Origin of the sequence: Paraburkholderia caballeronis (genome assembly GCF_900104845.1) — a bacterium.
GTDB lineage: Bacteria > Pseudomonadota > Gammaproteobacteria > Burkholderiales > Burkholderiaceae > Paraburkholderia > Paraburkholderia caballeronis.
Map to the genome: position 1 here is coordinate 1,378,044 of NZ_FNSR01000001.1, position 18,754 is coordinate 1,396,797.

An 18,754-nucleotide genomic window follows, 5' to 3' on the forward strand; every position below is an offset into this window, starting at 1 on the left:
AACCAGCCCCGGGCGCAAGTAAAATAACCGTTTATCGCTTGCAGCCTGCGCAAGCCACGCGGTTCCCGGTCCTCCGGGGCCGGCCAGCCGTTCGGCTGGTCGGCAGTTCGGTCAACCGCCGCGGTGCGCTCGGCAAATTATATTCAGAATGAAAGGGTTAGGCAAAATATCCCAGAATCAGGTCGCAAGCGACGAGGTTTCGTATGTCGAAATCGACGACGGAGCCGCGGGTCAGCGGATCGACAATTTCCTGCTGCGCGTCTGCAAGGGCGTGCCGAAGAGCCATATCTACCGGATCCTGCGCAGCGGGGAAGTGCGGGTCAACAAGGGACGCGTGGACGCGCAATACCGGTTGGCCTTCGGCGATATCGTGCGGGTGCCGCCGGTCCGCATCGCCCAGACGGGGCCGGATCAGGCCGCCGCGCCGGTGCCGGCCGCGCACTTCGACATCCTGTTCGAGGACGATGCGCTGCTCGTGATCAACAAACCGGCGGGCGTCGCGGTCCACGGCGGCAGCGGCGTCGCGTTCGGCGTGATCGAGCAGATGCGCGGAATGCGCCCGCAGGGCCGTTTCCTCGAACTCGTGCACCGGCTCGACCGCGAGACGTCCGGCGTGCTGATGCTCGCGAAGAAGCGTGCGGCGCTGGTCGGCCTGCACGAGCAGATCCGCGAAAACCGGATCGACAAGCGTTATTACGCGGCCGTGCACGGCGAATGGGCGAGCGACTGGGGCCGCCGCCGCGCGGTCAAGGAGCCGCTGCACAAGTTCTTCACACCGGACGGCGAACGGCGCGTGCGCGTGCAGCCGGACGGCATGCCGTCGCATACGGTCTTCAATCTCGTCGACCGCTGGCCCGGCTACGCGCTGCTCGAAGCCGAACTGAAGACCGGCCGCACGCACCAGATCCGCGTGCATCTCGCGCATCTGGGCCTGCCGATCGTCGGCGACGCGAAATACGGCGACTTCGCGCTGAACAAGGCACTCGCGCGCGCGAACGCGAACCCCGGCATCAAGCGGATGTTCCTGCACGCGCACCGGCTGAAGCTCGTGCACCCGCTGACCGGCGACACGCTGCAGTTCGACGCGCCGCTGCCCCCCGAGTGCCGCCGCTTCGTCAACGAGCTGAACGCGCTGCGCGACGCGGGCGGCGCGGTGGGCGAGGCCGTTGCCGGCCTGGATTGACCCGACAGAATCGAACCTACGTTTGGAGAAGGACCGCATGGCCCGACAGCAATTTGACCTGATCGTGTTCGACTGGGACGGCACGTTGATGGACTCGACCGCGCACATCACGCGCAGCATCCAGGCCGCCTGCCGCGACCTCGGCCTGCCGGTGCCGGCGGACGAGGCCGCGAGCTACGTGATCGGCCTCGGGCTGCGCGAGGCGTTGCAGATCGCCGCGCCGTCGCTCGATCCGGCCGGGTATCCCCGGCTCGTCGAGCGGTACCGGTTCCACTATCTGGTCAAGGACCCGGAGATCGAGCTGTTCGCCGGCGTGCGCGAGATGCTCGCCGAGTTGCGCGACGCCGGTTACCTGCTCGGCGTCGCGACCGGCAAGAGCCGCGTCGGGCTGAACCGCGCGCTCGACCAGGTGCATCTGACCAGTGTGTTCGACGGCACCCGCTGCGCGGACGAGACGTTCTCGAAGCCGCACCCGGCGATGCTCCACGAGTTGACGCGCGAACTGGGGCAGGATCTGTCGCGCACGGTGATGATCGGTGACACGACGCACGACCTGCAAATGGCGCTGAACGCGGGTGCGGCCGGGGTCGGCGTCGCGTACGGCGCGCATCCGTCGGATTCGTTGCAGGCGCTGACGCCGCGCTTCGTCGCGCCGGACGTCGCGTCGCTCGCCGGCTGGCTGCGGGAGCACGCATGACCGGCACGGCGCCCGCGCCGGTTCGCGTGTGCGCGTCCGACGAACTGGTCGATGGCGGCGCGGGGCGGCGGGTGGCCGCGTCGTATGCGGGCGGCGACGCGGTCGTGTTTTTCGTGCGCTTCGGCGGCGACGCATACGGCTACCTGAACCGCTGCGCGCACGTGCCGATGGAGCTGGACTGGGTCGAGGGCCAGTTCTTCGAGTCGTCCGGGCTTTATCTGATGTGCGCGACGCACGGCGCGATCTACGCGCCGGAAACCGGCAAGTGCGTCGGCGGCCCGTGCCGCGGCGGACGGCTGCGCGCGGTGCGTGTCGAGGAGCGGGACACGCCCGACGGCCGTGCGGTATTCTGGCTGCCGGACGCCGACCTGCGTCCGCTCGAACCCTGATTTCCGTCCCCCTTCCGCATGTCCGACAATCTGCCCCCTGAATCGAACGAGCCTTCCCAGACGCCACGCGCCGCCGGCAACGCCGCGGCCGCGCCGGGCTGGGAGCGCGACGCGCTCGAACGCATCGCGCTCGCCGCGATCCGCGAGCAGCGCGCCGCCCGCCGCTGGAAAATCTTCTTCCGCTTCGCGTTTCTCGTCGTGCTGCTGATCTTGGTGTGGGGCGTGTTCAGCGTGCTCGGCACGCGGGTCGAGAGCAGCGGACGCCATACGGCGCTCGTGTCGCTCGACGGCGAGATTTCGTCCGGCACGGGTGCGAACGCCGATGACATCGGCACCGCCCTGCAGAACGCGTTCGAGGACGACGGCACGGTCGGCGTCGTGCTGCACATCGACAGCCCCGGCGGCAGTCCGGTGCAGGCGGGCATCATCAACGACGACATCCGGCGGCTGCGCGCGAACCATCCGGCGATTCCGCTGTACGTGGTCGTCGGCGACATGTGCGCGTCCGGCGGGTATTACGTCGCGGCGGCGGCCGACCGGATCTACGTGAACAAGGCGAGCATCGTCGGCTCGATCGGCGTGCTGATGGACAGCTTCGGCTTCACCGGGCTGATGGACAAGCTCGGCGTCGAGCGGCGGCTGCGCACGTCGGGCGAGAACAAGGGCTTCTATGACCCGTTCTCGCCGGACACGCCGAAGATGGACGCGCATGCGCAGCAGATGCTCGACGAGATCCACCAGCAGTTCATCGACGCGGTCCGCGCCGGGCGCGGCAAGCGGCTGCACGAGACGCCGGACCTGTTCTCGGGGCTGTTCTGGACTGGCCAGAAGAGCGTCGACCTGGGACTCGCCGACGGTTTCGGCGATACCGACTACGTCGCGCGCGAGGTCATCAAGGCGCCCGACATCGTCGATTACACGGTGAAGCCGAGCCTGAGCGACCGGGTCGCGCGGCGTTTCGGCACGGCGGTCGGCACGGCGGCGGTGCATACGCTGATCAGCAGCGGGCGGGTCGCGCTGCACTGAGCCTGGTTTTCCCGCTTCGTCAAAACGGCGGCCGCCCGATGCCGGGCGGCCGCCGTTTCGTTTGAGGCTCGACGCTTTTTCAGATTGCGAGCAGCAGGAAAATCGCCGGACGCTTGTGCAGGTCTGGCACCGGCCCCTTTTTCCAGTCCGATGCCGCGCGGCTCACGATGGTCTCGGTCGGCAGCGTCAGGTCCGCGGCGACGCAAATCAGCGTCGACGGCGCGCAGGTCGCGAGCAGCGTGTCGAGCAGCGCGCGGTTGCGGTACGGCGTTTCGATGAAGATCTGCGTCTGCTTCGCCTTGCGCGACTGCTGTTCGAGGTCTCGCAGGCGCTTCGCGCGCTCGGCCGCATCGACCGGCAGATAACCGTGGAACGCGAAACTCTGGCCGTTCAGCCCGGACGCCATCAGCGCGAGCAGGATCGAACTCGGCCCGACGAGCGGCACGACGCGGATGCCGCGCTCGTGCGCGCGCCGCACGAGCAGCGCGCCCGGATCGGCGACGGCCGGCACGCCCGCCTCGGACACGAGGCCGGTATCGATGCCCGCGTGCAGCGGCGCGAGCAGCCGGTCGATCGCGGCCGGCGGCGTGTTCACGTTCAGTTCGTGAATCTCGATTTCCTGGATCGGCCGCGTCGTGCCGATGCGCTTCAGGAACGCGCGCGTGGTCTTCGCGTTTTCGCCGATGTAGCTCGCGAGCGTGCCCGCGCGCTCGCGGACCGGCACGGGCAGCACGGCTGCGAGCGCCGCTTCGTCGCCGTCGCCGAGCGTGTTCGGGATCAGGTAGAGCGTGCCTTTCATTGCGCCTCCAGCAGCGGATAACCGGCGGCGATCAGCATGTGCGTCAGCGCGATCAGCGGCAGGCCGACCAGCGCGGTCGGGTCGTCGGATTCGATTGCGTCGAGAAGGGCGATCCCCAAGCCTTCCGACTTCGCGCTGCCGGCGACGTCGTACGGTTCTTCGGCGCGCAGGTAGGCGTCGAGCGCGGCGTCGGACAGCGAGCGGAAGCGGACCTTCGTGACGACATCGACGGTATCCGTTCGGCCAGTAGCGGTGTCGAGCAGTGACAGCGCACTATGGAACAGCACTTCGCGGCCGCGCATCGCCTGCAGTTGCGCCAGCGCGCGTTCGTGCGTGCCGGGCTTGCCGATCTGCTGGCCGTCGAACGTCGCGACCTGATCGGAGCCGATCACGAGCGCGCGGCCGGCCTGCGGCGGCCGCGCGGCCGCGACGGCGCGCGCTTTCGCTTCGGCGAGGCGCTGCGCGGTTGCTTCGGGCGTTTCGCCGGCGTGCGGCGTTTCATCGATGGCCGGCACCGCGATGTCGAACGGAATGCGCAGCCGCTCCAGCAGTTCGCGGCGGTAGCGCGAGCTGGAAGCGAGAATCAGCGCGGGGCGGCCGTCGTTCGGGCGGTCGGCGGTAATGGAATCCTGCATGGTCGTCTGGAATGAGGCTAAAAGCGGGCGGAAAACGGCGGAATCCGGGGCTGTGCGGGCTGTTGCGCGCACAGGGTTAAGTGTTTGACTCGTAAAGACAAAGGCGATATCATCTCGGGCTTTTCATCGGCACGTTCTTTCGCGCGCGTGGGTTGGCGTGCGGTGGTTGCGGTGGGCGGGCTGGTTTGCGGCGGGACTGAAGTCGGGCCTGTGAGCCAGCGCGATGGGTGCCTGGGTGCCGTAATGCGGTACAAGCTACTTGCTACTTGCACGAACCACTGCACCGGTGCGGTACTCGCTGTTTTTCCGCGCGAACCCCGGAGCTGGCAGTTTCACTGTCTCACTGCCAGCCTCCACCGCCCGAAAGCGTAGCCGGCTTTTGCCGGCTTCCGCCCCGGAGCGGGCCGATCCGGCCAGACCCTTTGCCCCACGCAGGAGCGCACATGACTGAACATCCTGGCAAACCTGCTGGCGCCGTCGATCCGCGCGATCTCGACCTGTTCGAATTCGCGCGCAGCGGCCGCGACGCAGCGGGTGCCGTGCGCGTGTCGCAACTGCCGCGCATGTTAGCCGAAGTCCCGGCCGACGCGCCAGACCGCGATACCGCGTTCACCTGGCAGGCGGAAGGGGCGACGCAGCCGGAATTGCAGGACGATGGCACCGAAGGCCGTCAGCCGTATCTGCGGCTGGCGGTTCACGGTAGCGCGTGGCTCGAATGTCAGCGTTGTCTCGCTCCGTACGAGCAGGCGTTCGATGCCGACGCGGCCTACCGGGTCGTGGCCACGGAAGAAGAGGCGGACGAGTTTCCGCTTGACGACGATGAAGTCGAGGTGATCGTGGGCTCGCGCCATTTCGATCTCGTCGACTTGATCGAAGAGGAGTTGTTGCTGTCGCTGCCGCTCGTGCCGAAGCACGACGTTTGTCCGGAAATTCACGAAAGCCTCGCATCGGGTGCCGATGGCGCGGACGGCGTGGATTCCGTCGACGACGTGCCGGAGCAGGAAGTCGAGCCGGATCGCCCGAATCCGTTCGCGGCGCTCGGGTCGCTCAAGAAGGACGATCCCGGCAGCTCGCACTGATTCGCGCTCGTCGGGTTGCGCCTGGTGGGCTCGGCCCCGGTTTTGCCCATCGTACAGGTGGCGGAGGCCGGATCGGGCTGTGTTAGAATTCGGAAAATTTTCAGGAGTTAGTCATGGCTGTTCAACAAAACAAGAAGTCGCCGTCGAAGCGCGGCATGCACCGTTCGCACGATTTCCTCACCGGCGCGCCGCTCGCCGTCGAACCGGCTACGGGTGAAGTGCATCTGCGTCACCACATCAGCCCGAACGGCTACTACCGCGGCAAGAAAGTCGTCAAGACCAAGAACGACTAAATCGTTCCGTCGCGCCGCGCCTCAATGGCGCTGCGCCCGGCGATCCGTTCGCTTGACCCTCTCCCGGCTCGGCACAAAAGGCGGCATTCAACTGCCGCTTTTTTATGCCTGAAATCCGTCGCATTCCATGACTGTTACGCTCACGATAGATTGCATGGGAGGCGACCACGGTCCGTCCGTGACGGTGCCTGCCGCAGTCCATTTCGTTCGCTCTCACCCCGATGCGCACCTGCTGCTGGTCGGCATCGAGTCGGCGATTCGCGCCCAGCTGAAAAAGCTGAAGGCGCTGGATAATCCCGCGCTTTCCGTCGTTCCCGCGTCCGAGATCGTCGCGATGGACGATCCGGTCGAGATCGCGCTGCGCAAGAAAAAAGACTCGTCGATGCGAGTCGCGCTCAATCGCGTGAAGGAAGGCGAGGCGAAGGCCTGCGTGTCCGCGGGCAACACCGGCGCGCTGATGGCCGTGTCGCGCTACGTGCTGAAAACGCTGCCGGGCATCGAGCGTCCGGCGATCGCGTTCGCGCTGCCGAATCCGACCGGCTACACCACGATGCTCGACCTCGGCGCGAACGTCGACTGCGAGCCGCAGCATCTGCTGCAGTTCGCGGAGATGGGGCATGCGCTCGTCGCCGCGCTCGAAGGGAAGGAGCGCCCGACAATAGGGCTCCTGAACATCGGCGAAGAGGTGATCAAGGGCAACGAGACCATCAAGCGCGCGGGCGAACTGCTGCGCGCGAGCACGCTGAATTTCCGCGGCAACGTGGAAGGCAACGACATTTACAAGGGCGCCGTCGACGTGATCGTCTGTGACGGCTTCGTTGGTAATGTCGCGCTGAAGACGTCGGAGGGCCTCGCGCAGATGCTCAACGACATGATCAAGGAAGAGTTCGGCCGCTCGTGGCTGACCCGGCTGATGGCGCTCGCCGCGATGCCGGTGCTGCTGCGCTTCAAGAAGCGCGTCGATCATCGTCAATACAACGGCGCGGCGCTGCTCGGGCTGCGCAGTCTCGTGATCAAGAGCCACGGTTCCGCCGACGCGTACGCGTTTGAGTGGGCGATCAAACGCGGGTATGATGCCGTCAAAAACGGCGTGCTGGAGCGCCTCGCACGAGCGATGGACGAGAACGCCGGTTCGCTCGAACAGGCGGCGCGCGAGACCGGCGGCGGTCAGTCCGGCCCGCTTTCAGGTCCGCTCCCCGGCCCGCTGGCGGCGCCAGGCGCCACATTATCCTCGAAGGCATAATGGCTCAATCGACTCTCTATTCCCGCGTGCTCGGCACAGGCAGTTATCTTCCGCCCGAGCGCGTCACCAATCAGGACCTCGCAGATCGTCTCGCCGCCACGGGCGTGGAGACGAGCGACGAATGGATCGTCGCCCGCACGGGCATCCATTCGCGCTACTTCGCCGCGCCGGACGTGACGACGAGCGACCTCGCGCTGAATGCGTCGCAACGCGCGATCGAAGCGGCGGACATCGATCCGCAGTCGATCGACCTGATCATCGTCGCGACGTCCACGCCGGACTTCGTGTTCCCGAGCACCGCGTGCCTGCTGCAGAACAAGCTCGGCATCCGCAATCACGGCGCCGCGTTCGACGTGCAGGCGGTCTGCTCCGGCTTCGCGTACGCGGTGTCGATCGCGGACACCCTGATCCGCAGCGGCCAGCATCGCACCGCGCTGATCGTCGGCGCGGAGACGTTCTCGCGCATTCTCGATTTCAAGGACCGCACGACGTGCGTGCTGTTCGGTGACGGCGCCGGCGCAATGATCCTGTCGGCATCCGACACGCCGGGCGTATTGTCGAGCGCACTCCACGCGGACGGCAGCTACGCGCACATCCTGTGCACGCCGGGCAACGTGAGCGGCGGCGTGGTCGCTGGCAGCGCGTTCCTGCACATGGACGGCCAGGCCGTGTTCAAGCTCGCGGTCAACGTGCTGGAAAAGGTCGCGCTCGAAGCGATCGAAAAGGCGCAACTGACGCCCGACCAGATCGACTGGCTCATTCCGCACCAGGCGAACATCCGCATCATGCAGGGCACCTGCCGCAAGCTCGGGCTGCCGCAGGAACGGATGGTCGTGACTGTCGGCGAGCACGGCAACACGTCGGCCGCGTCGATTCCGCTCGCGCTCGACGTCGCGATTCGCGACGGCCGCATCAAGCGCGGCCAGAACGTGCTGATCGAAGGCGTCGGCGGCGGCTTCACGTGGGGCGCGTCCGTCATCCGCTATTGATGGGGCGTCGCGGCGCGCCGTCCGATGCAGCCACTGCGCCTGCGGATCGGCGCGGCGCGTGTCGCGCTCATGCATCAGCCTCTGAATTGATCGAAGTGGGGAAGTCATGAAATTCGCGTTCGTTTTTCCCGGGCAGGGCTCGCAGTCGGTCGGCATGCTCAATGCATTCGCCGACAACGCAGTCGTGCGCGAGACGCTTGAGGAAGCCTCCGACGCGCTCGGCCAGGATCTCGGCAAGCTGATCGCCGAAGGGCCGGCCGACGAGCTGAACCTGACCACCAACACGCAGCCGGTGATGCTGACCGCCGCCTACGCGGTGTATCGCGCATGGCAGCAGGCGGGCGGTCCGGCGCCGGCGATCGTCGCCGGTCACAGCCTGGGTGAATACACGGCGCTCGTCGCGGCCGGCGTGCTCGCGTTCCGCGACGCCGTGCCGCTCGTGCGTTTTCGCGCGCAGGCGATGCAGAGCGCGGTGCCGGTCGGCGAGGGCGGCATGGCCGCGATCCTCGGTCTCGACGACGACACCGTGCGCGCGGTGTGCGCCGAAGCGGCCGCTGCGGGCGGCGTGGTCGAGGCGGTGAACTTCAACGCACCGTCGCAGGTGGTGATCGCCGGTCACAAGGCGGCGGTCGAGAAAGCGTGCGAAGTCGCGAAGGCGAAGGGCGCGAAGCGCGCGCTGCCGCTGCCGGTGTCCGCGCCGTTCCATTCGTCGCTGCTGAAGCCGGCGTCCGATCAGCTGCGCGACCATCTCGCTGGCGTGACGCTCAATGCGCCCGCGATTCCGGTCGTGAACAACATCGACGTCGCGATCGTCAGCGATCCGGCCGCGATCCGCGATGCGCTCGTGCGCCAGGCCGCCGGCCCGGTGCGCTGGGTCGAATGCGTGCAGGCGATCGCCGCCCAGGGCGTCACGCACGTGCTCGAATGCGGGCCGGGCAAGGTGCTCGCGGGTCTCACGAAGCGGATCGACGGCAGCCTGACGGGCGTGTCGGTCGCCGATCCGGCGTCGCTCGACGAAGCGCTGAAGCTCGTCGCCTGACCCCAGCCGCAACGACGGCCGCCGCATCGACGCGGCCGCATACCACCGGATTTCAACGATGGAAAAGATTCTCGACAAACAGACCGCACTCGTGACCGGCGCTTCGCGCGGGATCGGCCGTGCGATCGCCCTCGAACTCGCGCGTCGCGGCGCGACGGTGATCGGCACCGCGACGAGTGAAGCCGGCGCGCAGGCGATCGGCGCGGCGTTCGAAGCCGAAGGCCTCGCGGGCCGCGGCGCGGTGCTCAACGTGAACGACGCGGCCGCGGCCGAGGCGCTGATCGACGGCATCGTGAAGGAGTTCGGCGGCCTCGCGATCCTCGTGAACAACGCGGGCATCACGCAGGACCAGCTCGCGATGCGGATGAAGGACGACGAGTGGGACGCGGTGATCGACACGAACCTGAAGTCGGTGTTCCGCCTGTCGCGCGCGGTGCTGCGCCCGATGATGAAGGCGCGCGGCGGCCGCATCATCAACATCACGTCGGTGGTCGGCTCGGCGGGCAATCCCGGCCAGGCGAACTATGCGGCGGCGAAGGCCGGCGTCGCGGGCATGGCGCGCGCGCTCGCGCGCGAGATCGGCAGCCGCGGCATTACCGTGAACTGCGTCGCGCCGGGCTTCATCGACACCGACATGACGAAGGACCTGCCGGAAGAGCAGCAGGCCGCGCTGAAGACGCAGATTCCGCTCGGCCGCCTCGGCAGCCCCGAGGATATCGCGCACGCGGTCGCGTTCCTCGCGTCGCCGCAGGCCGGCTACATCACCGGGACCACGCTGCACGTCAACGGCGGCATGTATATGTCTTAACCGGATTGAGGTAGTATCCGCGCGTCGCAGCACCCGCTCGGGGCGTCGCGCGGACTGCCGGTCTGGAACCTTGAGCGCCGCTTTTTTGCCGGAACAAACCTGATAAAATGCGCGCACTCGCATTTCTGAACTAACTTTCCCTTGGAGGGGTAATGGACAACATCGAACAGCGCGTCAAGAAGATCGTCGCCGAACAACTGGGCGTCGCGGAAGCGGAAATCAAGAACGAAGCGTCGTTCGTGAACGATCTGGGCGCCGACTCGCTCGACACCGTCGAACTGGTGATGGCCCTCGAAGACGAATTCGGCATGGAAATCCCCGACGAGGAAGCCGAGAAGATCACGACGGTTCAGCAGGCGATCGATTACGCGCGCGCGAACGTCAAGGCGTAACAGGCGTTCGCGTCTGTCCGGGCTGGCGTCGGCAATGGGCCGGCACCGCCCGCCAGCACATTCGCCAGTGAACCCGCGAGCGTCTGTTGCAGTTGCTGCACGCGCCCTCCGCCGGTTAACTAGCCACAGGGCTCACAGGAGCATTTCCTGTGGCTTCTGTGGCTTTTGCTTTTGTCATTCTATGGAAAAGGGGTTACCGTGAGCCGTCGTCGTGTTGTTGTTACAGGCTTGGGACTGATTTCGCCTGTTGGCAATAATGTTGCCGACGGGTGGGCCAATCTGGTCGCCGGTCAGTCCGGCATCGCCAACATCACCCGCTTCGACGCGTCGAACTACTCGACCCGTTTCGCCGGTGAAGTGAAGGGCTTCAATATCGAGGACTACATCCCCGGCAAGGAAGCCCGCCACATGGATACGTTCATCCATTACGGCGTCGCTGCCGGCATCCAGGCGATGCGGGACAGCGGTCTCGATATCACCGAACAGAATGCGGAGCGCGTCGGCGTCGTCGTCGGCTCGGGCATCGGCGGCCTGCCGATGATCGAGATCACGCAGACCGAACTGCTGAACCGGGGGCCGCGCCGCATTTCGCCGTTCTTCGTGCCCGCGTCGATCATCAACATGATTTCCGGCCACCTGTCGATCAAGTACGGCCTGAAAGGTCCGAATCTCGCGATGGTGACCGCGTGCACGACCGGCCTGCACTGCATCGGCGAGGCGTCGCGGCTGATCGAGTACGGCGATGCGGACGTGATGATCGCGGGCGGTGCGGAAGCGACGGTGTCGCCGCTCGGCGTCGGCGGCTTTGCCGCCGCGCGCGCGCTGTCGCAGCGCAACGACGATCCGGCGACGGCAAGCCGTCCATGGGACAAGGACCGCGACGGTTTCGTGCTCGGCGAGGGCGCGGGCGTGATGGTGCTCGAAGAGTACGAGCATGCGAAAGCGCGCGGCGCGAAGATCTACGCGGAAGTGTCCGGTTACGGGATGAGCGGCGACGCCTATCACATGACCGCGCCGGTCGAAGACGGCGACGGCGCGCGCCGCTGCATGCTGGCCGCGCTGCGCAACGCGGGTATCAACGCGGACGAGGTGCACTATCTGAACGCGCACGGCACGTCGACGCCGCTCGGCGACCTCGCGGAGACGACCGGCATCAAGCGCGCATTTGGCGACCACTCGAAGAAGATCGTCGTGAATTCGACGAAGTCCATGACCGGGCACCTGCTCGGCGGCGCGGGCGGTCTGGAATCGGTGTTCACGGTGCTGGCCGTGCACAACCAGGTGTCTCCGCCGACGATCAACATCTTCAACCAGGATCCGGCGTGCGATCTCGACTACTGCGCGAACACCGCGCGGGAGATGAAGATCGACGTCGCGCTGAAGAACTCGTTCGGGTTCGGCGGCACGAACGGTACGCTGGTTTTCAAGCGCCACGCTTGATTTCGTTGCCGCGGACAGCGGCCGCGCCGGCAGGTCCGGGCGGCGGCCGCGACTCCCTTTCTCCGGCGGGGCGCTCCGGCGCCCCGCGCATCTCTCTGCGTCCTTCCGCGACGCTCGTCGTTTTTCCCGTCGTTAGCCTGCTGGTCGCAGCCGCCGCGCTGTGGACCGCGCTCGCGCCGTGGCTCGGCGGCTGGCGTGCCGCGCCGGCAACGCTTGCATTCGCCGCTGCGGCCGGGCTCGGCGCCGTGGCCTGGTGCCGCAGGCAACCGCACAGCATCGAAATCGGGCCGGATGGCGTCGAGGCGTTCGCGCGCGACGGCGCACGCCTCGCGAGCGGCCGGCTGACCGGCTGCGCGCAGTGGGGCGGGGCGCTTCTCGTGCTGGCCGTCGGCGTTGGGCGGAGTCGTCGCACGCTGCTGGTCGCCGCCGACGCGATCGCGCCCGAAGCGTTTCGCGAACTGGCCGTCCGGGGCTGCTGCGCGTCCGGCCGGTGAGCGTCGCCGCCGCATTCCCGCGGCGCTGTAACGGCTGTAACCGCTGTTACGCGCGTAACGTGAGCCGATGACGGGAACGCTACAATGGTGCCCCCGCGTCCACTTACTAGCTAACGGATTCTCAGGTGAGCGAAAAAGAAATCGACCAGATTCTGGTCGAACGCGTGCAGAAAGGCGACAAGGCCGCGTTCGAACTGCTGGTCTCCAAATACCACCGCAAGATCATCCGGCTGATCTCGCGCCTCGTGCGGGACCCCGCGGAGGTCGAGGACGTGGCCCAGGACGCGTTCATCAAGGCTTATCGCGCGCTGCCGCAGTTTCGCGGCGAGTCCGCTTTTTATACGTGGTTGTACCGTATTGCGGTCAATACGGCGAAGAACTACCTTGCGACGCAGGGTAGGCGGGCGCCCACTTCCACCGAAGCGGATGCAGAAGAGGCTGAAACTTTCTCGGACGCCGATCAACTAAGGGATATCAATACGCCCGAATCGATGCTGATGAGCAAGCAGATCGCGGAGACGGTCAATGCCGCGATGGCGGTTTTGCCGGAAGAACTGCGCACTGCAATCACGCTTCGGGAAATTGAAGGTTTGAGCTATGAGGAAATCGCGGAGATGATGGGTTGCCCGATCGGCACTGTCAGATCGAGAATTTTCCGCGCTCGCGAGGCCATTGCGGCAAAATTGCGTCCGCTGCTGGACACACCGGAAGGCAAGCGCTGGTAAACCAGTGGCCGGCCGGGCACGGATGCGATTCACAGGGGTGGTTGGTGTCACTACGGGGCGTCTGAAAGGATTGGGGAGCATCATGGGGTCGATCTCGATGCAATCGGTATCAGGTTCGCGCGGCGAGCGTCTGTCCGCATTCGTGGACGGCGAGTTGTCCGGCGACGGGCAGCCGAACGGTATTTTTTCTGACTTGAATCGCGACGATCGCGCGGCGTGGTCGAGTTATCACCTGATTGGCGACGTGCTGCGCTCGGACGATCTGGCGCTCAGCCCGGCGGCGAGCAGCGCGTTCATGGCCGGCTTTGCCGCGCGCCTCGACGCCGAGCCGCACGTGCTCGCGCCGGCTGCGATCGCGCCGGCGGTGTCGACGACGCGCCGGCTGCTGAATCTGCGTCGCCGCGTCGTGCCGACGCTCGCGGTCGCCGCGGCGGCTGCGACGCTCACGTGGATCGTCGTGCCACAGATGCACGGCGTTGGCGTCGGCCAGAGCGGCGTGCAGGTCGCGTCGGTGCAACCGTCGCACGTCGACGCGATGCAGCGCGTCGCGATGCCGGCCGTCGCGACCCAGGACGGCAACATCATCCGCGACGCGCGGCTCGACGAATATTTCGAAGCGCACCAGCAGTTCGCGCAGCAACCGGTGATGTCGGACTCGATGCCGCTTATCCGCGCTGCGGCGCTTACCACGCAAGGCCAGTAAGTCTGATGCAGACACAGCGGTTGAATAAAACGACGATCTGGGGGCGGCTGCCGGCATTCCTGTACTGCGCAGCCGTGTTGTTAACCGCTCTGTCTGTCGCCCCCCGCGCGGATGCGCAGTCCGCATCCGCCGCCGATCCCGCGGCGCGCGAAACGGCCGCCCAATGGCTCGACCGGATTCACGTCGCAGCCCAGCAGCAGAACTACGAAGGAACCTTCGTCTATCAGCGCGGCGCATTCGTGCAGTCGTCGAAGATCGCGCATTATGCGACGCGCAACGACGGCGAATACGAGCAGCTCGAAAGCCTCGACGGCAAGCCGCGCAAGATGCTGCGGCATAACGACGATCTGTACACGTTCGTGCCCGAGCGGCATCTGTGCGTCGTCGAGAAGCGGCAGAACAAGGACTCGTTCCCGGCGCTGCTCGCGACGAGCGGCGATCAGGTGCTGTCGGTCTACGAGCCGAAGCTGCTCGGTTCGGACCGCGTCGCCGGCGTCGACAGCCAGGTGATCCAGCTCGATCCGAAGGACGCGTATCGCTTCGCGTACCGGCTGTGGGCGGACGCGAAAACCGGTTTGCTGCTGCGCGCGCAGACGCTCGATACGAACGGCCAGGTGCTTGAACAGATGGCGTTCACGCAGATCCGCATCGGCGTGCCGGCCGACAAAACCCCGATCGTCAGCGGCATGCGCGACACCGCTGGCTGGACGGTCGTGCGGCCGCCGCTGGAGTCGGTCGACATGGAAGCGCAGGGCTGGACGTTCCCGTCTGCCGTGCCGGGCTTCCGCAAGATTCGCGAGCTGCGCCGGCCGATGGCCGCGCGCGATGCGAACGAACCGCCGATTCCGGTCGATCAGGCGGTGTTCTCCGATGGCCTCGCCGCGATCTCGATCTTCATCGAACCGGTCGAGCACAACAGCCGCAAGGAAGGCGCGGGCAGCAGCGGCGCGACCCACGTGCTCGTGAAGCGGCGCGGCGACTACTGGATCACGCTGCTCGGCGAAGTGCCCCAGAGCACGTTGCAGCAATTTGCGTCTGCCATAGAATACAAGGCTCCCAGGTAACCCCCTTCGGCTGACTACGATATGACGATCTTCACGGTGCGCAAATTCTTCGCGGCCGCGGTGGTGGCGGTTTGCCTGCCGTTCGCCCCGCACATGGCGTCGGCGGCTCCCGCCGCCAATCTGCCCGACTTCACCGATCTCGTCGACAAGGTCGGGCCGGCCGTCGTGAACATCCGCACCACCGCGCGCGTGCCGACTTCGCAGCGCGGGCTGCCGCCCGGTCTCGACGACGGCGACATGTCCGAGTTCTTCCGCCGCTTCTTCGGCATTCCTCTGCCGCAGGGTCCCCAGGGACCGCAAGGCCAGATTCCGCGCGGCGCGCCGGACACGTCGCCGCCGGACGGCGGCAACGACACCGAACAGAACAGCGGCGTCGGCTCCGGCTTCATCCTGTCGGCGGACGGCTACGTGATGACCAACGCGCACGTCGTCGACGACGCGGACAGCATCTATGTGACGCTGACCGACAAGCGCGAATTCAAGGCGAAGCTGATCGGCGTCGATGACCGCACCGACGTCGCGGTCGTGAAGATCAACGCGTCGAACCTGCCGGTCGTCACGATCGGCGACTCGAACAAGGTGCGCGTCGGCGAATGGGTCGTCGCGATCGGTTCGCCGTTCGGCCTCGAAAACACGGTGACGGCCGGCATCGTCAGCGCGAAGGGGCGCGACACCGGCGACTATCTGCCGTTCATCCAGACCGACGTCGCGGTGAATCCCGGCAACTCGGGCGGCCCGCTGATCAACATGGACGGCGAGGTGATCGGCATCAACTCGCAAATCTACAGCCGCACCGGCGGCTTCATGGGGATCTCGTTCGCGATTCCGATCGACGAGGCGATGCGCGTCGCGGATCAGCTCAAGACGTCCGGCAAGGTCGTGCGCGGCCGCATCGCGGTCGCGATCGGTGAAGTGACGAAGGACGTCGCGGACTCGCTCGGCTTGCCGAAGGCGCAGGGCGCGATGGTCAGCAGCGTGGAGCCGGGCGGTCCGGCTGAAAAGGCGGGCATCCAGCCGGGTGACATCATCCTGAAGTTCGGCGGGCTGCCGGTCGAGGCGGCGACGGATCTGCCGCGCATGGTCGGCGACACGAAGCCGGGCACGAAAACGACGGTCACCGTGTGGCGCAAGGGCCAGACGCGCGACCTGTCGATCACCGTTGCCGAGATGCAGGCGGACAAGGCGGCGAAGGACGGCCAGAAGAAGGCGCCGGAGCCGAAGCCGCGCGCGTCGAACGCGCTGGGCCTTGCGGTCAGCGACATTCCGGCCGACCAGCAGAATGCGCAGAAGCTGCACGGCGGCGTGCAGGTGGACGCGGTCGAAGGGCCGGCGGCGCGCGCCGGTCTGCAACGCGGCGACATCATCATGCGGGTTGGCGATGTCGATATCACCAGCGCGAAGCAGTTCGAGGAAGTGACGTCGAAGCTCGATCCGCAGAAGATGGTCGCGGTGCTCGTGCGGCGCGGGGACAACACGCAGTTCGTGCCGCTGCGGCCGCGCACGCCAGGCCAGAAATAAATGGCCGGCGCGCAGGCCGCTGCGGGCGGCCCGGACCAGCGTGCCAGTCCGGGCGCACCGCATCTGGTGTTGTACGGCCGCGCGTGGTGTCATCTTTGCGACGACATGCGCGCGGCGCTCGAACCGATGCTGGCCGGGACCGGCGCGCGGTTCGACGTGATCGACGTCGACTCCGACCCCGCGCTTCAGGCCCGCTACGACGAACTCGTGCCGGTGCTGGTTTGCGACGGCGTCGAGCTGTGTCACTACCATCTGGACGAGGTCCGCGTGCGGGCCGCGTTGCTGCCCAGGCCGGCATAACCGCGGCGCGGCGGCTTTCAGCCTTCCGCAATGCGCCCGGCCGCACCCCTTTTCGGCTAAAATAGCCAGGTTTTTCATCTGCTTACAAGGCGTGCTCTGCATTTCGTCTGGGCGCGCCTTTTTGCTTGATCGGCACTGAATGGATCATATTCGTAACTTCTCGATCATTGCGCACATCGACCATGGCAAGTCGACGCTCGCCGATCGCATCATCCAGTTGTGCGGCGGCCTGTCCGACCGCGAAATGGAATCGCAGGTGCTCGACTCGATGGACCTTGAGCGCGAGCGCGGCATCACGATCAAGGCGCAGACTGCTGCGCTGAGTTATCGCGCGCGCAACGGCGAGGTCTACAACCTGAACCTGATCGACACGCCGGGGCACGTCGACTTCTCGTACGAGGTCAGCCGTTCGCTGTCCGCGTGCGAGGGCGCGCTGCTCGTCGTCGATGCGAGCCAGGGCGTCGAGGCGCAGACGGTCGCGAACTGCTACACCGCGATCGAACTCGGCGTCGAGGTCGTGCCGGTGCTCAACAAGATCGACCTGCCGGCCGCCAATCCCGAAAACGCGATCACCGAGATCGAGGACGTGATCGGCATCGACGCGACCGACGCGACGCGTTGCAGCGCGAAGACCGGCGTGGGCGTCGAGGACGTGCTGGAGGCGCTGATCGAAAAAGTGCCGCCGCCGAAGGGCGACCCGGACGCGCCATTGCAGGCCCTCATCATCGACTCGTGGTTCGACAACTATGTCGGCGTCGTGATGCTCGTGCGTATCGTCAACGGCACGCTGCGCCCGAAGGACAAGATCAAGATGATGGCGACCGGCGCGCAGTATCCGGTCGAGCACGTCGGCGTGTTCACGCCGAAGTCGCGCAATCTCGATGCGCTGTCCGCGGGGCAGGTGGGCTTCATCATCGCGGGCATCAAGGAACTGGCGGTCACGAAGGTCGGCGACACCGTCACGCACGTGACGAAGCCCGCCGCGGAACCGTTGCCCGGCTTCAAGGAAGTGAAGCCGCAGGTGTTCGCGGGCCTGTATCCGGTCGAGGCGAACCAGTACGACGCGCTGCGCGAATCGCTCGAAAAGCTGAAGCTGAACGACGCGTCGCTGCAATACGAGCCGGAAGTGTCGCAGGCGCTCGGCTTCGGCTTCCGCTGCGGCTTCCTTGGTCTGCTGCACATGGAGATCGTGCAGGAACGTCTCGAACGCGAGTTCGACATGGACCTGATCACGACCGCGCCGACCGTCGTGTACGAAGTGGTGCGCAGCGATGGTTCGGTGCTGATGGTCGAGAATCCGGCGAAGATGCCGGTCGACCCGTCGAAGATCCAGGAAATCCGCGAGCCGATCGTCACCGTGAACCTGTACATGCCGCAGGACTACGTCGGTTCGGTGATCACGCTGTGCACCCAGAAGCGCGGCAACCAGATCAACATGCAGTACCACGGCCGCCAGGTGCAGCTCACGTACGAAATCCCGATGGCGGAGATCGTGCTCGACTTCTTCGACCGGCTGAAGTCGGTGTCGCGCGGTTACGCGTCGATGGACTACGAGTTCAAGGAGTATCGCGCGTCGGACGTCGTGAAGGTCGACATGCTGATCAACGGCGACAAGGTCGATGCGCTGTCGGTGATCGTGCACCGGTCGCAGTCGCAGTATCGCGGCCGCGAGGTGGCGGCGAAGATGCGCGAGATCATTCCGCGCCAGATGTACGACGTCGCGATCCAGGCGGCGGTCGGCGCGCACATCATCGCGCGCGAGAATATCAAGGCGCTGCGCAAGAACGTGCTCGCGAAGTGCTACGGCGGCGACATCACGCGCAAGAAAAAACTGCTGGAAAAGCAGAAAGAAGGCAAGAAACGGATGAAGCAGGTCGGCTCCGTCGAGATTCCGCAGGAAGCCTTCCTCGCGATCCTCCGGGTCGAAGATAAATAAAA

The 18,754-nt window shown here is 66.4% G+C and carries 21 protein-coding genes; 19 read left to right on the plus strand and 2 right to left on the minus strand.

The genetic code is table 11. From position 1 onward, the window contains the following. The first annotated feature begins 148 nt into the window (after positions 1-148). Genes BLV92_RS06160 through BLV92_RS06175 form a run of 4 tightly spaced genes read left to right on the plus strand, consistent with a single transcriptional unit; the run spans position 149 to position 3,295 of the window. Positions 149-1,183 carry an RluA family pseudouridine synthase gene (locus tag BLV92_RS06160; RefSeq protein ID WP_090543192.1) on the plus strand — a complete coding sequence of 345 codons (1,035 nt, stop codon included), beginning with the start codon at positions 149-151 and terminating at the stop codon, positions 1,181-1,183. A 37-nt stretch (positions 1,184-1,220) separates the two neighbouring features. Further along, positions 1,221-1,880: an HAD-IA family hydrolase gene (locus BLV92_RS06165; protein ID WP_090546866.1), complete on the plus strand. Its 660-nt coding sequence runs from the start codon at positions 1,221-1,223 to the stop codon at positions 1,878-1,880. Further along, positions 1,877-2,269 carry a Rieske (2Fe-2S) protein gene (locus tag BLV92_RS06170; RefSeq protein ID WP_090543194.1) on the plus strand — a complete coding sequence of 131 codons (393 nt, stop codon included), beginning with the start codon at positions 1,877-1,879 and terminating at the stop codon, positions 2,267-2,269. The genes BLV92_RS06165 and BLV92_RS06170 overlap by 4 nt, the downstream gene beginning before the upstream one ends. An 18-nt stretch (positions 2,270-2,287) precedes the next feature. Further along, positions 2,288-3,295 (plus strand): S49 family peptidase, encoded by a 1,008-nt coding sequence (locus BLV92_RS06175; protein WP_090543196.1) that lies wholly within the window; start codon positions 2,288-2,290, stop codon positions 3,293-3,295. A gap of 79 nt (positions 3,296-3,374) precedes the next feature. On the opposite strand, the gene BLV92_RS06180 is transcribed toward BLV92_RS06175, so the two are convergent. Then, a complete protein-coding gene (locus BLV92_RS06180) occupies positions 3,375-4,094 on the minus strand; it encodes an SAM-dependent methyltransferase (protein WP_090543198.1) in 720 nt (239 codons plus the stop codon). Next, complete coding sequence (locus tag BLV92_RS06185) at positions 4,091-4,729, minus strand: Maf-like protein (RefSeq protein ID WP_090543200.1); 639 nt, start codon at positions 4,727-4,729, stop codon at positions 4,091-4,093. The genes BLV92_RS06180 and BLV92_RS06185 overlap by 4 nt, the downstream gene beginning before the upstream one ends. A 443-nt stretch (positions 4,730-5,172) precedes the next feature. Here BLV92_RS06185 and BLV92_RS06190 point away from each other — a divergent pair, with 443 nt between their 5' ends. From BLV92_RS06190 to lepA, 15 genes are all read left to right on the plus strand, one after another. Beyond that, complete coding sequence (locus tag BLV92_RS06190; RefSeq protein ID WP_090543202.1) at positions 5,173-5,808, plus strand: DUF177 domain-containing protein; 636 nt, start codon at positions 5,173-5,175, stop codon at positions 5,806-5,808. A 113-nt stretch (positions 5,809-5,921) separates the two neighbouring features. After that, on the plus strand, positions 5,922-6,101 hold the full coding sequence (gene rpmF, locus BLV92_RS06195) for a 50S ribosomal protein L32 (protein WP_090543204.1): 180 nt from the start codon (positions 5,922-5,924) through the stop codon (positions 6,099-6,101). Positions 6,102-6,228: 127 nt separating this feature from the next. Then, the gene (plsX, locus tag BLV92_RS06205; protein ID WP_090543208.1) at positions 6,229-7,344 is read left to right on the plus strand and encodes a phosphate acyltransferase PlsX; all 1,116 of its coding nucleotides are present in this window, start codon (positions 6,229-6,231) and stop codon (positions 7,342-7,344) included. Continuing rightward, on the plus strand, positions 7,344-8,333 hold the full coding sequence (locus tag BLV92_RS06210; protein WP_090543210.1) for a beta-ketoacyl-ACP synthase III: 990 nt from the start codon (positions 7,344-7,346) through the stop codon (positions 8,331-8,333). The genes plsX and BLV92_RS06210 overlap by 1 nt, the downstream gene beginning before the upstream one ends. 106 nt (positions 8,334-8,439) lie before the next feature. Further along, positions 8,440-9,372 (plus strand): ACP S-malonyltransferase, encoded by a 933-nt coding sequence (gene fabD / locus BLV92_RS06215; protein WP_090543212.1) that lies wholly within the window; start codon positions 8,440-8,442, stop codon positions 9,370-9,372. Positions 9,373-9,430: 58 nt separating this feature from the next. Then, complete coding sequence (fabG, locus tag BLV92_RS06220; protein ID WP_090543214.1) at positions 9,431-10,180, plus strand: 3-oxoacyl-ACP reductase FabG; 750 nt, start codon at positions 9,431-9,433, stop codon at positions 10,178-10,180. A 152-nt stretch (positions 10,181-10,332) separates the two neighbouring features. Further along, a complete protein-coding gene (gene acpP, locus BLV92_RS06225; RefSeq protein ID WP_004197638.1) occupies positions 10,333-10,572 on the plus strand; it encodes an acyl carrier protein in 240 nt (79 codons plus the stop codon). 198 nt (positions 10,573-10,770) lie between these two features. Next, entirely contained in the window at positions 10,771-12,012 is a 1,242-nt protein-coding gene (gene fabF, locus BLV92_RS06230) for a beta-ketoacyl-ACP synthase II (protein WP_090543216.1), read from the plus strand. Then, positions 12,009-12,506, plus strand: coding sequence for a hypothetical protein (locus BLV92_RS06235; protein ID WP_208325454.1), 498 nt, complete (start codon positions 12,009-12,011; stop codon positions 12,504-12,506). The genes fabF and BLV92_RS06235 overlap by 4 nt, the downstream gene beginning before the upstream one ends. 125 nt (positions 12,507-12,631) lie before the next feature. Continuing rightward, positions 12,632-13,231 carry an RNA polymerase sigma factor RpoE gene (rpoE, locus tag BLV92_RS06240; protein ID WP_090543218.1) on the plus strand — a complete coding sequence of 200 codons (600 nt, stop codon included), beginning with the start codon at positions 12,632-12,634 and terminating at the stop codon, positions 13,229-13,231. A gap of 82 nt (positions 13,232-13,313) precedes the next feature. Further along, entirely contained in the window at positions 13,314-13,934 is a 621-nt protein-coding gene (locus tag BLV92_RS06245) for a sigma-E factor negative regulatory protein (RefSeq protein WP_090543220.1), read from the plus strand. 5 nt (positions 13,935-13,939) lie between these two features. Then, entirely contained in the window at positions 13,940-14,998 is a 1,059-nt protein-coding gene (locus tag BLV92_RS06250) for a MucB/RseB C-terminal domain-containing protein (protein ID WP_090543222.1), read from the plus strand. 21 nt (positions 14,999-15,019) lie between these two features. Further along, positions 15,020-16,516: a DegQ family serine endoprotease gene (locus tag BLV92_RS06255; protein ID WP_090543224.1), complete on the plus strand. Its 1,497-nt coding sequence runs from the start codon at positions 15,020-15,022 to the stop codon at positions 16,514-16,516. After that, positions 16,517-16,816 (plus strand): glutaredoxin family protein, encoded by a 300-nt coding sequence (locus tag BLV92_RS06260; protein ID WP_090543226.1) that lies wholly within the window; start codon positions 16,517-16,519, stop codon positions 16,814-16,816. A gap of 139 nt (positions 16,817-16,955) precedes the next feature. Beyond that, positions 16,956-18,752, plus strand: a complete 1,797-nt coding sequence (gene lepA, locus BLV92_RS06265; protein WP_090543228.1) for a translation elongation factor 4 — start codon at positions 16,956-16,958, stop codon at positions 18,750-18,752. Positions 18,753-18,754 lie beyond the last annotated feature (2 nt).

What these genes read in the sequence shown, in the direction of transcription:
- BLV92_RS06160 (WP_090543192.1), top strand. Translation starts at nt 149, where the DNA reads ATGAAAGGGTTAGGCAAAATATCCCAGAATCAGGTCGCAAGCGACGAG.
- BLV92_RS06165 (WP_090546866.1), top strand. Translation starts at nt 1,221, where the DNA reads ATGGCCCGACAGCAATTTGACCTGATCGTGTTCGACTGGGACGGCACG.
- BLV92_RS06170 (WP_090543194.1), top strand. Translation starts at nt 1,877, where the DNA reads ATGACCGGCACGGCGCCCGCGCCGGTTCGCGTGTGCGCGTCCGACGAA.
- BLV92_RS06175 (WP_090543196.1), top strand. Translation starts at nt 2,288, where the DNA reads ATGTCCGACAATCTGCCCCCTGAATCGAACGAGCCTTCCCAGACGCCA.
- BLV92_RS06180 (WP_090543198.1), bottom strand. Translation starts at nt 4,094, where the DNA reads ATGAAAGGCACGCTCTACCTGATCCCGAACACGCTCGGCGACGGCGAC.
- BLV92_RS06185 (WP_090543200.1), bottom strand. Translation starts at nt 4,729, where the DNA reads ATGCAGGATTCCATTACCGCCGACCGCCCGAACGACGGCCGCCCCGCG.
- BLV92_RS06190 (WP_090543202.1), top strand. Translation starts at nt 5,173, where the DNA reads ATGACTGAACATCCTGGCAAACCTGCTGGCGCCGTCGATCCGCGCGAT.
- rpmF (WP_090543204.1), top strand. Translation starts at nt 5,922, where the DNA reads ATGGCTGTTCAACAAAACAAGAAGTCGCCGTCGAAGCGCGGCATGCAC.
- plsX (WP_090543208.1), top strand. Translation starts at nt 6,229, where the DNA reads ATGACTGTTACGCTCACGATAGATTGCATGGGAGGCGACCACGGTCCG.
- BLV92_RS06210 (WP_090543210.1), top strand. Translation starts at nt 7,344, where the DNA reads ATGGCTCAATCGACTCTCTATTCCCGCGTGCTCGGCACAGGCAGTTAT.
- fabD (WP_090543212.1), top strand. Translation starts at nt 8,440, where the DNA reads ATGAAATTCGCGTTCGTTTTTCCCGGGCAGGGCTCGCAGTCGGTCGGC.
- fabG (WP_090543214.1), top strand. Translation starts at nt 9,431, where the DNA reads ATGGAAAAGATTCTCGACAAACAGACCGCACTCGTGACCGGCGCTTCG.
- acpP (WP_004197638.1), top strand. Translation starts at nt 10,333, where the DNA reads ATGGACAACATCGAACAGCGCGTCAAGAAGATCGTCGCCGAACAACTG.
- BLV92_RS06245 (WP_090543220.1), top strand. Translation starts at nt 13,314, where the DNA reads ATGGGGTCGATCTCGATGCAATCGGTATCAGGTTCGCGCGGCGAGCGT.
- BLV92_RS06250 (WP_090543222.1), top strand. Translation starts at nt 13,940, where the DNA reads ATGCAGACACAGCGGTTGAATAAAACGACGATCTGGGGGCGGCTGCCG.
- BLV92_RS06255 (WP_090543224.1), top strand. Translation starts at nt 15,020, where the DNA reads ATGACGATCTTCACGGTGCGCAAATTCTTCGCGGCCGCGGTGGTGGCG.
- BLV92_RS06260 (WP_090543226.1), top strand. Translation starts at nt 16,517, where the DNA reads ATGGCCGGCGCGCAGGCCGCTGCGGGCGGCCCGGACCAGCGTGCCAGT.
- lepA (WP_090543228.1), top strand. Translation starts at nt 16,956, where the DNA reads ATGGATCATATTCGTAACTTCTCGATCATTGCGCACATCGACCATGGC.